The organism is Streptomyces sp. NPDC050287 (assembly GCF_044459385.1).
Lineage (GTDB): Bacteria > Actinomycetota > Actinomycetes > Streptomycetales > Streptomycetaceae > Streptomyces.
Map to the genome: position 1 here is coordinate 33740 of NZ_JBITIY010000007.1, position 13591 is coordinate 47330.

12 protein-coding genes and 1 pseudogene are annotated in these 13591 nt (G+C 71.0%); 10 read left to right on the forward strand and 3 right to left on the reverse strand.

All coding sequences use genetic code 11. The features are described 5' to 3' along the window. Nucleotides 1-8: 8 nt before the first annotated feature. Entirely contained in the window at nt 9-1232 is a 1224-nt protein-coding gene (locus tag ACIBK3_RS25330; RefSeq protein ID WP_399369028.1) for an MFS transporter, read from the forward strand. Here ACIBK3_RS25330 and ACIBK3_RS25335 read toward each other — a convergent pair. The 3 genes and pseudogenes from ACIBK3_RS25335 to ACIBK3_RS25345 all read right to left on the reverse strand — a co-directional run. After that, nucleotides 1225-1815, reverse strand: a pseudogene (locus ACIBK3_RS25335) (triphosphoribosyl-dephospho-CoA synthase); the annotation flags it as partial. The gene ACIBK3_RS25330 and the pseudogene ACIBK3_RS25335 overlap by 8 nt on opposite strands. Before the next feature lie 30 nt (nt 1816-1845). After that, nucleotides 1846-2733: an intradiol ring-cleavage dioxygenase gene (locus ACIBK3_RS25340; protein WP_399369970.1), complete on the reverse strand. Its 888-nt coding sequence runs from the start codon at nt 2731-2733 to the stop codon at nt 1846-1848. 182 nt (nt 2734-2915) lie between these two features. Next, nucleotides 2916-3362, reverse strand: coding sequence for an ATP-binding protein (locus tag ACIBK3_RS25345; RefSeq protein ID WP_399369030.1), 447 nt, complete (start codon nt 3360-3362; stop codon nt 2916-2918). Between the two features lie 230 nt (nt 3363-3592). Here ACIBK3_RS25345 and ACIBK3_RS25350 point away from each other — a divergent pair, with 230 nt between their 5' ends. The 9 genes from ACIBK3_RS25350 (at nt 3593) to ACIBK3_RS25390 (ending at nt 13568) form a co-directional block, all read left to right on the forward strand. Then, complete coding sequence (locus tag ACIBK3_RS25350) at nt 3593-4387, forward strand: hypothetical protein (RefSeq protein WP_399369032.1); 795 nt, start codon at nt 3593-3595, stop codon at nt 4385-4387. A gap of 184 nt (nt 4388-4571) precedes the next feature. Then, nucleotides 4572-5309 (forward strand): YcnI family protein, encoded by a 738-nt coding sequence (locus ACIBK3_RS25355; protein WP_399369034.1) that lies wholly within the window; start codon nt 4572-4574, stop codon nt 5307-5309. A 125-nt stretch (nt 5310-5434) separates the two neighbouring features. Further along, nucleotides 5435-6088: an SCO family protein gene (locus ACIBK3_RS25360; RefSeq protein ID WP_399369036.1), complete on the forward strand. Its 654-nt coding sequence runs from the start codon at nt 5435-5437 to the stop codon at nt 6086-6088. Then, complete coding sequence (locus ACIBK3_RS25365) at nt 6085-6567, forward strand: copper chaperone PCu(A)C (protein WP_399369038.1); 483 nt, start codon at nt 6085-6087, stop codon at nt 6565-6567. The genes ACIBK3_RS25360 and ACIBK3_RS25365 overlap by 4 nt, the downstream gene beginning before the upstream one ends. 14 nt (nt 6568-6581) lie before the next feature. Further along, on the forward strand, nt 6582-8522 hold the full coding sequence (locus ACIBK3_RS25370; protein WP_399369040.1) for a copper resistance CopC/CopD family protein: 1941 nt from the start codon (nt 6582-6584) through the stop codon (nt 8520-8522). Nucleotides 8523-8531: 9 nt separating this feature from the next. Continuing rightward, nucleotides 8532-9839, forward strand: a complete 1308-nt coding sequence (gene efeB, locus ACIBK3_RS25375) for an iron uptake transporter deferrochelatase/peroxidase subunit (protein WP_399369042.1) — start codon at nt 8532-8534, stop codon at nt 9837-9839. A 156-nt stretch (nt 9840-9995) separates the two neighbouring features. Beyond that, nucleotides 9996-10928 carry a prephenate dehydratase gene (pheA, locus tag ACIBK3_RS25380; RefSeq protein ID WP_399369044.1) on the forward strand — a complete coding sequence of 311 codons (933 nt, stop codon included), beginning with the start codon at nt 9996-9998 and terminating at the stop codon, nt 10926-10928. Between the two features lie 550 nt (nt 10929-11478). Further along, nucleotides 11479-12756: a serine--tRNA ligase gene (gene serS, locus ACIBK3_RS25385; protein WP_399369046.1), complete on the forward strand. Its 1278-nt coding sequence runs from the start codon at nt 11479-11481 to the stop codon at nt 12754-12756. Next, nucleotides 12753-13568, forward strand: a complete 816-nt coding sequence (locus tag ACIBK3_RS25390; protein ID WP_399369048.1) for an HAD family hydrolase — start codon at nt 12753-12755, stop codon at nt 13566-13568. The genes serS and ACIBK3_RS25390 overlap by 4 nt, the downstream gene beginning before the upstream one ends. Nucleotides 13569-13591 lie beyond the last annotated feature (23 nt).

Below are 13591 nucleotides of genomic sequence, written 5' to 3' on the forward strand. Positions count from 1 at the left end.
TCGAGTGCATGACGAACGCACTCGTCCCGCCCGCGGGCCCGCAACGCGTCCTGGCCCTCGCCCAGTTGACCAACTCCGTCGGCGACGGCGCCTATTACGTGACGTCGGCGCTGTATTTCACCCATGTCGTCGGGCTCGCCCCCGCGCGCGTGGGCCTCGGTCTGACCCTCGCCTGGGCGTTCGGTTCGCTGGTGGGGGTGCCGCTGGGGCGGCTCGCGGACCGGCGGGGGCCGCGCGGAACAGCGGTGCTGCTGGCGCTGGCCACGGCGCTCGCGGTGGGGTCCTTCCTCGTCGTGCGCGGGTTCTGGCCGTTCGTCGCGGCCGCGTGCGCGTACGCCGCCGCCCAGTCGGGGCTGGCCGCGGCCCGGCAGGCGCTGCTGGCGGGGCTGACGTCCGCCGGGGAGCGGACCGGGCTGCTCGCGCATCTCCAGTCGACGCTGAACGCCGGGCTGGCGGTGGGCGCGGGGCTGGGCGGGCTCGCGCTGCACGCCGGGACGAGGGCGGCGTATCTCGGGGTGTTCGCGCTGGACGCGGTGAGTTTCGTGGTGTGCGCCGCGCTGTTGCTGCGGTTGCCGTCCGTGCCGCCGAGGGCTGCGAAGAACCGTCACGGCCTCGGTGTCCTGCGCGACCGCCCGTACGCCGTCGTCACGCTGCTGAACACCGTGCTGCTGCTGCGCATGCCGTTGCTCAGTCTCGGGCTGCCGTTGTGGATCGCGGAGCGCACGGACGCGCCGACCTGGCTGGTCTCCGCGCTGTTCGTGCTCAACACCGGGGCGGTGATGCTGTTCCAGGTGCGGATGGCGCGCGGGGTGAACGGGCTCGCGTCGGCCACGCGGGCGGTGCGGCGGTCGGGGTGGGTGATGCTGGCGGCGTGCGCGGCGTTCGCGCTGTCGGCGGGCGCCTCGCCCTGGGTGGCCGTGGGCGCGCTCATCGTCGGTGCGGGGCTGCAAGTGGTCGCGGAGATGGGACAGTCGGCGGGTTCCTGGCAGCTCTCCTTCGATCTGGCTCCGGCCGACCGGGTGGGCGAGTACCAGGGGTTCTTCGGGACCGGCGTCACCGTCGCCCGCACTCTCGGCCCACTGGTCCTGACGACGCTGCTCGTGGCGTGGGGCACCCCCGGATGGCTGCTGCTGGGCGGGGTGACGCTGGCGGCGTCGTACGCGATGGGTCCGGCTGCGCACAGGGCCCAGGGCGCCCGGGCGGACGTCGGGCTGCCCGTTCCGGTGAACTGACCCGCACCGGAAGGGAGTCCGGGAACAGGCCCCCCGCCGGCAGCCCGCACTCCCCCGTGGGCTCCACGCGCGCGTGCAGGTCGGCGTCGAAGGCGTGCAGGGCCGCGCGGCCCGCCTCCGTCGCCGTACCGCCCGCCTCCAGAATCCCGCGGGCGCCCGCCTGGACGTGCCGCCGGCCGGGCGGGCCCGCGCTGTGCAGGAGTTCGGTGTCCTCGAGGGTGGTCACCTCCCGGGACCCGGCGCGGGGCCCCAGGGCGGCCGCGGCGACCAGCAGACCGAGCACCCACAGAGCGCCCCGGTGGCCGCCGCCGGCCAGGCCCACCAAGTACTCGGTGCACAGTCCGACCGCGCCCAGTTCCGTACGGAGCCGGGGTGTGGGTCCGCCGGTGCGGCGGCGGCCATCGCCGCGAGGCCGGGCGCGAGCGCCCTGGCCGACCAGCGCAGCACGTCGTGGTGCCGGTGGCCGGCCCGGACGCCGAGTTCGCGCGGATCGGGGCAGGCCTGGCTTGGGGGCGAGCGCCGGCTGTCCGGTCAGCGCCTCCACGGCCGCATGGGCCGGCGCTTCGTCCTCGCGGCTGTGCACGCGCTACGAGGACGCCGGCGCCGACGGCGACTAGGCAGAGGCCGACGGGGAGGCGGTGCCGCTCGGTGGGGTCCCTGTGGGGGCGCCACTCGGGGCTTCGCTGGGTGGCGTACCGCCGGCGCCGCCGCCCGCGCCGGTGTTCTCCGCGTCCGGGTCCACGCCGAGCGTGAGGGACCCCTTGTAGCCCCTGGAGGGGTCCTTCTTGTGGACGGCGTCGAGGGTCAGCAGACCGCCCGATGCGCCTGAGCCGTCGTACACCATGTCGTTGTCGAGGGTGGTGTAGCTGCCGCTGTGCTTCACGTACGGCTCCAGCGTGAAGATCTCCTCGGCGATGTCGTCCGGGAAGAACAGCTGGCCGGTGTAGTTGACCTTGCCGCCCTCGTAGGTGCCGTCCTCCTTCTGGCCGCCGGTGTGCACCTTGACGTGGATGTGGCAGGTCCGGGGCGTGTACCACCCAGGGAAGATCGTCTCGAACTTGACGACGCCGTTGGCGTTGGCGATCTGGTAGCCGCGCAGGTAGGTGTGGTCGTCGGCGGTGGACCCGTCCTCGCTCTCCGCGGGGGCGGAGCCGCCGGGGTTGGCGGTGGTGTAGCCGGAGTAGTAGCCCCAGGCGTCGCAGTGCCAGATCTCCACGGCCGCGCCGGGGACCGGGGTGCAGCCGTCGGTGGCGTCCACGACGGTCAGGCGCAGGGTCAGCGGGACGCCGCTCTTGCCCTCGGTGATGTCCTTGCGGACGAGGGCGCCGTCCAGGTAGTACGGCCCCTCGGTGACGCTCGACATCAGCGTCATGCAGGTGCCGCTGCCGGAGGCCGCCGGCGCGGTGGCCGTGGCCTCGGTGGTGGTCGCCGTGTCGGCGTACGCCGCCGACTGGTAACCGGCGATCGCGATGCCGCCGGCCGCGATCGTGCCGCCGGTCACCGCGAGGGCGCGGCGCCGGGTGATCCCCCGGTCCCTGTGATTTCCGGGATCCGTGTGATTTCCCGAGTCCCTGTGGTTTCCCGAGTTGCTGTGGTTTCCCGTCATGTCCGGGACAGTAGGAAGGCCGTCCGTGAGGACCGTGAGCGCACACTGTGCGCGGCCTGAGAGTGCGTGCCGCGGAACTACACCGCCATCAGCGGCGCGTCCTTCCGCCACTTCAGGATCTTGTCGAAGCTGACCACCGCACCGCGCCGGCCCGGCTTGTTGCCGATGTGGACGTGGTCGGCGAGCTCCTGGATGAGACAGAGGCCGCGCCCGTTCTCGGCCCCGGTGGGAGCGGGACGGACGGTCTGGGGGCGGGCGAAGCCGGGCCCCGAGTCGGCCACCTCGATGCGGCACTTCTCACCGTCGAGGTAGGCGGTGACCCGGAACGCCTCCGAGGAGTCGCCGTACGCGGTGTCCCCGCCGTGTTCGACGGCGTTCGCACAGGCCTCGCTGAGGGCCACGGAGAGGTCGTACGAGACGTCGGGATCGACGCCCGCGGTCTCCATGGTGCCGAGCAGCAGGCGCCGGGCGAGCGGAACGCTCGCAGCTTCGCGCCGCAGATGGAGTGACCACCAGATGCTCATGCTCCAGCCTCCTGGCCGCGGCTCGACATACCGTTACGTATTGCCGCGAGTGCACCGGCGTAAGCACAGAGTTGACGTGATGCCGCCCATACGGCGGATGTATCTGGGGTGGCTGTCGGTGTATGTGGGGCAGCTCGTGGCACATGTGACCTTCCGGTCGTACCGCCCGTACGTCATCTTGTGGACCTGCCGTATGGCGCCCATAAGAGCAGTGCGATGATGAGCCCGCCATGACTGCCCCCCACCCGCGCATGACGCGCCTCGGAGGAGATCTCCGGGTTCTTCGGGCCGCGGTGTTCGCCGCGGTCTGCGTCATGCTGGGCGCGGCGGGGCACGCCCTCGCCTCCTGCGCCACGGTTCCGCTGTGGACACTGGGTGCGGGATTCCTGGGGGTCGTCCTGGTGGCGGCACCACTCGCCGGACGTGAGCGCTCGCTGCCCGGGATCGCCACACTGCTCGCCGTCGGCCAGACCGTGCTGCACACTCTGTTCGGCCTGGGGCAGAACGGCCACGGCCCGGTTGCCGGCCTGGCCGCCGGTACGGCCACGACGGGCTCTTCGGCCTCCGGACCGATGTCCTCGATGGCGTCCCTGACGTCGCTGCCCGACGCCTCACTGGTCGACCAGGCCGGTACGGGCGCCGCGCATCATCCCGCGGGCGCCCTGTCCGCCGCCGGCTCCTCCATGGCGCTGCTGCCGTCGCTGCCGATGCTGCTGGGGCACGTTCTCGCGGCCGTCGCCGCCGGCTGGCTGCTGCGCCGCGGGGACATGGCGCTGCTGCGGCTCGTCGAACTGTCCGCCGTATCGGCGCTCTTGGTCGCCGAAGGGGCGCTCGTACGGTCCCTGCGCGGGGCGCTCGCGCTGGTGCGCGCCCTGCGGGCCGGGCTGCCGGGCACGCCCGAAGCCGGTCCACGACTGCCGTCCGCCGGCCTGCTCGCACCGCCGGCACTTCGCACCACCGCGCTCCAGCACACGGTGACGAGGCGGGGCCCGCCGGCCGCCGCCGCTCTCGTTCTCGCCGCCTGACGCGACGCCGACCGCACGCTCCACATCCGTGGAGAGGGGCCGCCGTCGTGCGGCACGCGCGTGTGCCGGTGATCCCGTGCTCCCGTGTTCCGGGTTTCCGAGTGATCACGCACGCGCACCCCTCTTCCCCCTTCCCGCGTTCCTGGCTTCCGCACCGGAAGCCCACCGAAGTGGAGTGCTGTCCATGAAGGCCTCTCGTCTCGCCCTCACCGGCGCCGTCGCCGCCACCGCCTCCGTCGTCCTCTCCTCGCCCGCGTTCGCGCACGTCAGCGTGCAGCCCGAGGGGCCCGCGGCCAAGGGCGGTTACGCGGTCCTCGACTTCAAGGTCCCCAACGAGCGCGACAACGCCTCGACCACCAAGCTCGAGGTCAGCTTCCCCACCGAGCACCCGCTGGCCTCGGTCATGCCGGAGCCGATGGCCGGCTGGACCGTCAAGGTCACCAAGGCCGAACTCGCCAAGCCCGTCGACGCACACGGCAAGCAGATCACCGAGGCCGTCAGCAAGGTCACCTGGACCGCCGACGGCAAGGGGATCCAGCCCGGCTACTTCGAGAAGTTCCCCGTCTCCGTGGGCGCGCTGCCCGAGGACGCGGACGACATGGTCTTCAAGGCGATCCAGACGTACTCCGACAACGAGGTCGTGCGCTGGATCGAGGAGCAGCAGAAGGGCGCGGAGGAACCAGAGAACCCGGCTCCCGTGCTCACCCTGTCCGCCGCCGCCGAGGACGGCCACCACGGCTCGTCCGCGGCCGAGGAGACCTCCGACAAGACTACGTCCACCGAGAACGCCGCCGCCGAGACCGCCGCCCCCTCCGACAGCAGCGACACCACCGCCCGGGTCCTGGGCGTGGTCGGCATCGTCGTCGGCGTGCTGGGCGTGGCCTACGGCGTGCTGGCCGGACGCCGCCGCACCAACGCCTGACGATCACTGCCCGCTCGCCCACCGGGGCCGCACCAAGGGTCGCACGAAGGTTCATACGAAGGTTCGTAGGACTGTGCGTGCGACCCCGGTGGGCGTCGTCGCTCTTACATCTGGGACATTTTTCTATGCGCAAGAAGACGTTCGCCGCGGCCGCGCTGCTCGCCGCCGCCGCCCTTACCCTCTCCGCCTGCGGCAGCAGTGACGACAGCGGCTCACCCGTGTCCGTGGTGTCCGAGGAGGCCGGCTCGGACAAGCCCGCCACGGTCCTCGACCAGCCGTTCGAGAAACCGGACCTGGTCCTCACCGACACCCAGGGCAAGAAGTACGACCTGCGCGAGGAGACCAAGGGCAGGCCGACCCTGATCTACTTCGGCTACACCCACTGCCCCGACGTCTGCCCGCTGACCATGAACAACATCGCCGTCGCCAAGAAGCAGCTGCCCAAGGCAGAACAGGACAAGCTGAGCGTGGTGTTCGTCACCACCGATCCGGGCCGGGACACCCCGGCCGAACTCGGCAAGTGGCTCAAGGGCATCGACTCCCGGTTCGTCGGCCTCACCGGCGACTTCGCCACCATCCAGGCGAGCGCCCGCACCGTCGGCATCTCCATCGAGCCGACGCACAAGGACAAGAACGGCAAGCTCGTCTCCGTGCACGGCACCCAGGTCGTCGCCTTCTCCCCGAAGACCGACGCCGGGTATCTGCTGTACGGCGAGGACGCCACGGTCGACGACTACACCAAGGACCTCCCCAAGATCATCAAGGGTGAGAATCCGTGAGGCGTCCCACCCCCGCGGTCGGCGTCCTGGCCGGGGCCGCCGCCCTGCTCCTCGCCGGCTGCGGTTCCGACAGCGGCTCGTCCTCCAGCTCCGAGGGAAGCTCCGGCCAGGGCGGCATCACCGTCTCCGGCGCCTACATGCCGCAGCCCGTCTCCGACGACATGGCGGCCGGATACCTGACGATCGCCAACGACAGCGGCACGAAGGACGAGCTGACCTCGGTCACCAGCTCCGCCGGCGAGATCACCATGCACGAGACGGCCGGCGGCGCCATGCAGGAGCTCACGGAACTCCCCGTCCCCGCGCATGGTCAACTCGTGTTCAAAAGCGGCGGCAACCATCTGATGTTCGACAAGCTGAAACGCAAGCCGAAGCAGGGCCAGATCATCTCGGTCGAGCTGCACTTCGCCTCGTCCGACCCCGTCGTCGTCAAGATGCCGGTGAAGTCGGCGACGTACGTCCCGAAAACCGGACACTGAGGGAGGGAATCCCCTTGACGAAGACCATCGCCCCCCGCGTCCGGACCCTGGTGCTGCTGCTCCTGGCCGCGGCCGGACTGCTCCTCACCACGGCCGCGCCGGCCTCCGCGCACGCCGCGCTCACCGGCAGCGATCCCCAGCAGGGGGTGGTGGTCGACAAGGCGCCCACCCAGGTCACGCTGACCTTCTCCGAGCAGGTCTCGACGTCCGCCGACTCGCTGCGCGTACTCGACCCCAAGGGCAAGCCCGTACAGAGCGGCAAGCCGTCCAACGTGAGCGGCACGACCTACGCGGTGCAACTGCACAGCGGCCTGCCCGACGGCACGTACACCGTCACCTACCAGGTCGTCTCCGCGGACAGCCATCCCGTCTCCGGCGCCTACACCTTCTCCGTGGGCAAGCCCTCCGCGACCTCCGCCGCGGTGTCCGGGCCGGCGGCGGGCGGCGGGGTCGTCGGCTGGCTGTACGGGTTCGGCCGGTACATGTCGTACGCCGGTTTCGTCGTGCTGGTCGGCGGCGCCGCCTTCGTACTCGCCTGCTGGCAGCGCGGCGCCGGGGTGCGGGCCATGCAGCGGCTCGTCGTCGCCGGGTGGCTCACGCTCACCGCCGCCACCCTCTTCCTGCTGCTCCTGCGTGGCTCCTACGCCACCTCCGGGAAGGCCGGCGACATCTTCGACCTGGACCTGCTCGGCCAGGTGCTGCAGACCAAGACGGGCGCGGCGCTGGTGTCCCGGCTGCTGCTGCTCGCCGCGGCAGCGCTGTTCATCGCGGTGCTGTTCGGGGCGTACGAGAAGCGCGAGGACGAGGAGAAGCGGGACCTGACCTTCGGGATGGCGACCGGCGGGACGGTCGTGGCCGCCGGGCTCGCCGCGAGCTGGGCGATGTCCGAGCACGCCTCCGTCGGGCTGCAGCCGGGCATCGCGATGCCCGTCGACGTGATCCATCTGCTGGCCGTCGCGACCTGGCTCGGCGGGCTCACCGCGCTCCTCGGCGCGCTGTACTGGGCCCCCTCGGACCGGCCCGTCGACACCGGCGCCGTCCGCCGGTTCTCCACCGTCGCCTTCGGCAGCGTGGTCGCGCTGGTCGTCACCGGCGTCTACCAGTCCTGGCGTCAGCTCGGATCCTGGTCGGCGTTCACCGGCACCCGGTACGGGCAACTGCTGCTGGTCAAGATCGGGCTCGTCGCGCTGCTGGTCGGCACCGCGTACATCTCGCGGCGGTGGACGGCACGGCTGACGGACACGGTGGTCCAGCGGGCCACGTCGAAGAAACAGCGGGTAACGGCCAAGGCCGGTGCCGGTACGGCGGCGAAAGGTGGCGCTACGGCCGCCAAGAGCTCCGGTGCCACATCGAAGGGTTCCGGTGGTTCCCCGCGGGCCGCTCAGCTCGCCCGGCAGCGGGCCGCGATGGACGCGGCGCGGCAGAAGCGCACACGGGACGCCGACCCGAACCGGTTCGGGCTGCGCCGCTCGGTGCTCGCCGAGGCCGGGGTCGCCGTCGTCCTGCTCGCCGTCACCACCGTGCTGACGCAGACCGAGCCGGGACGCACGGAGGAGGACGCCAAGGCGGCCTCCTCCTCGGCCTCGTCGTCCTCCTCGTCGGCGTCGTCGGCCGGTGCGCTGACCCTGGACATGTCGTTCGACACGGGCGGCCAGGACGGCAAGGGCGTCGTGACGGTCGACCTCGATCCCGCGCGCGTGGGCGGCAACGAGATGCACGTCTACGTCCAGCGGCCCAACGGACGTGCCTTCGACATCCCCGAGGTGAAGGTCGCCTTCACCCTGGAGGCCAAGAAGATCGGACCGCTGCCCGTGGCGCCCGACCACATCACCACCGGTCACTGGTCGGCGAACGGAGTACAGATCCCCATGGCCGGCGAATGGAAGATCGCGGTGACCGTGCGGACCTCCGACATCGACCAGACGACCGTCTCCAAGAACGCGCAGATCGGCTGAACCATCACCATGCCTGACCAGTCCATCCCGGAGGCACGCCCTCCCGCGCTCGACGAGGGCGCCTCCGACCTCGAGCAGGGCGCCCCTGAAACAGCCCTCTCCGTGGAGGGCGTCACCCGACGGAAGCTCCTCGGGACCGCCGGGGCCACCGGGCTCGTCCTCGGCGCGGCCGGCGGGGCCGTCGGCTACACCGCGCATCCGTCCCGGGCCACGCCGCTCACCTCCGTGGGCGCGGACCAGGTGATGTTTCACGGGAAACATCAGCCCGGGATCACCGAGGGCCTCCAGGCCCGCGGCCACCTCGTCGCCTTCGACCTGGCCGCGGGGGCGGGCCGCAAGGAGGCCGCCGCGCTGCTGCGCCGCTGGTCGCAGACGGCCCGGCGGCTGATGGCGGGCGAGGCGGCGCCCCACGACGACACGGACGTGGCCCGGGACGCCGGCCCGTCCTCGCTGACAGTCACCTTCGGCTTCGGACACAGCTTCTTCGGGCGGACGGGCCTGGAGAAACAGCGCCCGGTCGCGCTCGACCCGCTGCCCGACTTCTCCTCCGACCACCTCGACAAGAAGCGCAGCGACGGCGACCTGTGGGTGCAGATCGGCGCCAACGACGCACTGGTCGCCTTCCACGCCCTGCGCGCCCTCCAGAAGGACGCGGGCGGCGCGGCGCGGCTCCGCTGGCAGATGAACGGCTTCAACCGCTCGCCCGGTGCCACATCCCATCCCATGACGGCCCGCAACCTGATGGGCCAGCTGGACGGCACCCGCAATCCGAAGCCCCGCGAATCCGACTTCGAGCAGCGTGTCTTCGTACCCGGGTCCGGCACGCCCGGGTGGATGGCGAACGGCTCCTACGCCGTCGTACGCCGCATCCGCATGCTCCTCGACGACTGGGAGAAGCTCTCGGTCACGGCCCAGGAGAACGTCATCGGGCGCCGCAAGTCCGACGGGGCGGCGCTGTCCGGGGGCACCGAGACGACCGAGATGGACCTGGAGAAGACCGACGCCAAGGGCAACCTGGTCGTCCCGGTCAACGCGCACGCCCGCATCACCCGCCCCGACCAGAACGGGGGCGCGGCGATGCTCCGCCGCCCGTTCTCGTACCACGACGGCTTCGACGAGGACGGGGTCCCCGACGCCGGCCTCCTCTTCGTCTGCTGGCAGGCCGACCCGCTGCGCGGCTTCGTCCCGGTCCAGCGCAAGCTCGACCGCGGCGACGCCCTCTCCCAGTACATCCGCCACGAGGCCAGCGGCCTGTTCGCGGTGCCGGGCGGGGCGGCGGAGGGGGAGTACGTGGGACAGCGGCTGCTGGAGGGGTAGTACAGGGCTCTGGGGGTGCATCGCCTTCAGCGGTCCCAGGGGGGTCCATCACCCCGAGCAGTGAGTCCAGCTCCCTGGGGAGCGGTCCATCGCCCTCAGGGGTGGCTGTCGGGGGATGCGTGCGCTGCGTTTCTCAGGGGCCATTAGGGTGAGGTCATGCCAGCGAGCTATGCGTATCTCGGTCCCGAGGGCACCTTCACCGAAGTCGCTCTGCGGACGCTTCCGGAGGCGGCGACGCGGGAGCTGATTCCGTACGTGTCCGTACAGTCGGCGCTCGACGCGGTCCGCGGCGGGGAGGCCGAGGCCGCGTTCGTGCCGATCGAGAACTCCGTCGAGGGCGGGATCACCACCACACTCGACGAACTGGTCGCGGGCGCGCCGCTGATGATCTACCGCGAGGTGCTGTTGTCGATCACCTTCGCGCTGCTGGTCCGGCCGGGCACGGAGCTGTCGGACATCAAGACGGTCTCCGCCCATCCGGCCGCCCAGCCGCAGGTGCGCAACTGGCTCAAGAGGAACCTGCCGGACGCCCACTGGGAGTCGGCCGCCTCCAACGCGGACGCCGCCCGGCTGGTCCAGGAGGGCCAGTACGACGCCGCCTTCGCGGGCGAGTTCGCCGCCGCCCGGTACGGCCTCACGGCCCTGGAGACCGGGATCCACGACGCCGAGAACGCCCAGACGCGGTTCGTGCTGGTCGGCCGGCCCGCCCGGCCCGCCGCGCCGACCGGCGCCGACAAGACGTCCGTCGTGCTGTGGCAGCGCGACGACCACCCCGGCGGTCTGCGCGACCTGCTGGGCGAGTTCGCGACGCGCGGCATCAACCTGATGCTGCTGCAGTCCCGGCCCACCGGCGCCGGCATCGGCAACTACTGCTTCTGCATCGACGCGGAGGGCCATATCTCCGACCGCCGGGTCGCCGAGGCCCTGACGGGGCTCAAGCGGATCTGCCTCCAGGTGCGGTTCCTCGGTTCGTACCCGCGTGCGGATGTGGGACAGGAGGGCGTGCGTCCGCTGATGAAGGGGACCTCGGACCAGGAGTTCGCCGCGGCGGCGGACTGGGTGGCGCGGTGCCAGGACGGACGTTTCTAGGGCGTTACCGGCCGTCCCTACCTGCATATTTTAGTTATCCACAGGAGTTATCCACAGGCAGGCTTCTCGACCTGGGGACAAGTCGACAACGACGTGCCACACGGTCGACAAATCGCCCTACAGCCCTCACATTCGTCCACAGTCCCGTAGGCCACTCTTCGTCCACTCGTTTCCTTCACTCCACCCTTCGAAGCGACTCATTTCCACTCGAAAGTGGGCGTGAAGGCGGTTTGCCCCGGGAATCCTCCGCTCCGGAGACCCGCATCGGAATGATCACTTCCGGCATCCACAGATCTTTCGCACACCCTGTGGATAACTTTCCGCGGCTGTGGATTTCTGTGGACAGGGACGCCCCCAAGTACCGTTCCTCACAAGGGAATCGGGTCAACCAGCCGCCGAACGTCTACTCCGTCCCAGGGAGTGAGACACCTTTTATTGACACAGAAGAACACAGCGGGCAATTGAGTCAAAGCGGAACGTAATGCGCGATTTGGTGCAGCCCGCAATAGTGAGTCGTGAGGCGTCACCCCGCACCGGTAGCCTTGACGGCGTGATTGACCTTCGCCTGCTCCGTGAGGACCCCGACCGTGTGCGCGCGTCCCAGCGCGCCCGTGGAGAGGATGTCGCGCTCGTCGACTCCCTCCTGTCCGCCGACGAGCGGCGCAGGTCGTCCGGCGTCCGCTTCGACGAGCTGCGTGCCGAGCAGAAGGCGCTCGGCAAGCTCATCCCCAAGGCCTCCGGCGACGAGAAGGCCGAGCTGCTGAAGAAGGCGAGCCAGCTGGCCGCCGACGTCAAGGCCGCCGACGCCGAGCGCGACGCCGCCGACACCGAGACCCAGGAGCTCGTCCTCCAGCTCAGCAACCTCGTGCACCCTGAGGTGCCCGTGGGCGGCGAGGAGGACTTCGTCACGCTGCAGACGCACGGCACGATCCGTGACTTCGGCGCCGAGGGCTTCGAGCCGAAGGACCACCTGGAACTCGGCACGATCCTCGGCGCGATCGACGTCGAGCGCGGCGCCAAGGTCTCCGGTTCGCGCTTCTACTTCCTGACGGGCGTCGGCGCGCTCCTCGAACTCGCGCTCGTGAACGCGGCGATCGCGCAGGCCACGGCGGCCGGCTTCACGCCGATGCTGACGCCCGCGCTGGTCCGCCCGCAGTCGATGGCCGGCACCGGCTTCCTCGGCCAGGCGGCCCAGGACGTCTACCACCTGGACAAGGACGACCTCTACCTCGTCGGCACCTCCGAGGTCCCCCTCGCCGCGTACCACATGGACGAGATCATCGACGCCGACCGGCTCCCCCTGCGCTACGCGGGCTTCTCGCCCTGCTTCCGCCGCGAGGCCGGCTCGCACGGCAAGGACACCCGGGGAATCTTCCGCGTCCACCAGTTCGACAAGGTCGAGATGTTCTCGTACGTCGACCCGGCGGACTCGCAGGCCGAGCACCAGCGCCTGCTGGAGTGGGAGAAGCAGTGGCTGACGTCGCTGGAACTGCCGTTCCGGGTCATCGACGTCGCCTCCGCCGACCTCGGCTCCTCGGCCGCCCGCAAGTTCGACTGCGAGGCGTGGATCCCGACCCAGGGCAAGTACCGCGAGCTGACCTCGACCTCGGACTGCACCGAGTTCCAGTCCCGCCGGCTGTCGATCCGGATGCGGGACGGCAAGCAGGTCAAGCCGCTGGCGACGCTCAACGGCACGCTGTGCGCCGTACCGCGCACGATCGTGGCGATCCTGGAGAACCACCAGCAGGCCGACGGTTCCGTGCGGGTGCCGGAGGTGCTGCGTCCGTACCTGGGCGGCCGTGAGGTCCTGGAACCGGTCGCCAAGTGAGCACGTCAGCCGCCTCGGGCTTTCCCTACCGCCTGATAGCGACCGACCTCGACGGAACGCTGCTGCGCTCCGACGAGTCGGTCTCGCGGCGCACCCGTGAGGCGCTCGCCGCGGCCACCGCGGCGGGCGCCGCCCACATCGTCGTCACGGGTCGCGCGGCCCCCTGGACCCGGCACATCCTCGACGATCTCGGCTACGACGGCCTCGCGGTCTGCGCCCAGGGCGCACAGGTGTACGACGCCGGCGAGCACCGCCTGCTGACATCGGTGACCCTCGACCGGCAGCTGGCCGGGGTGGCGCTGGCGAAGATCGAGGCGGAGGTCGGCCCGCTGTACCTCGCGGCGAGCCGCGACGGGCTCGACGGCGAGGTTCTGGTGGGGCCGGGCTACGCGGTCACCGGCAAGCTCCCCGCGACCCCCTTCACGGACGCGTCCGACCTGTGGACCGCCCCGCTGAACAAGATCTACATTCAGCACCCGACGCTGACCGACGACGAGTTGGCCGAGGCCTCCCGCCAGGCCGCCGGCGGCTTCGTCACCGTGGCGATGGCCGGCGAGGGCGTCGTCGAACTGCTTCCGCTGGGGTTGTCGAAGGCCACGGGACTGTCCCTGGCGGCCCGCCGGCTGGGCATGAAGGCCGCCGACACGATCGCCTTCGGCGACATGCCCAACGACATCCCGATGTTCGCCTGGGCGTCTTACGGCGTGGCCATGGCCAACGCCCACGAGGAACTCAAGGCGGTGGCCGACGAGGTGACGTCCTCGAACGAGGAGGACGGCATCGCGGTGGTGCTTGAGCGGTTGCTGGGCTGAAGTGCGTGATCGCCCGCGGGGAT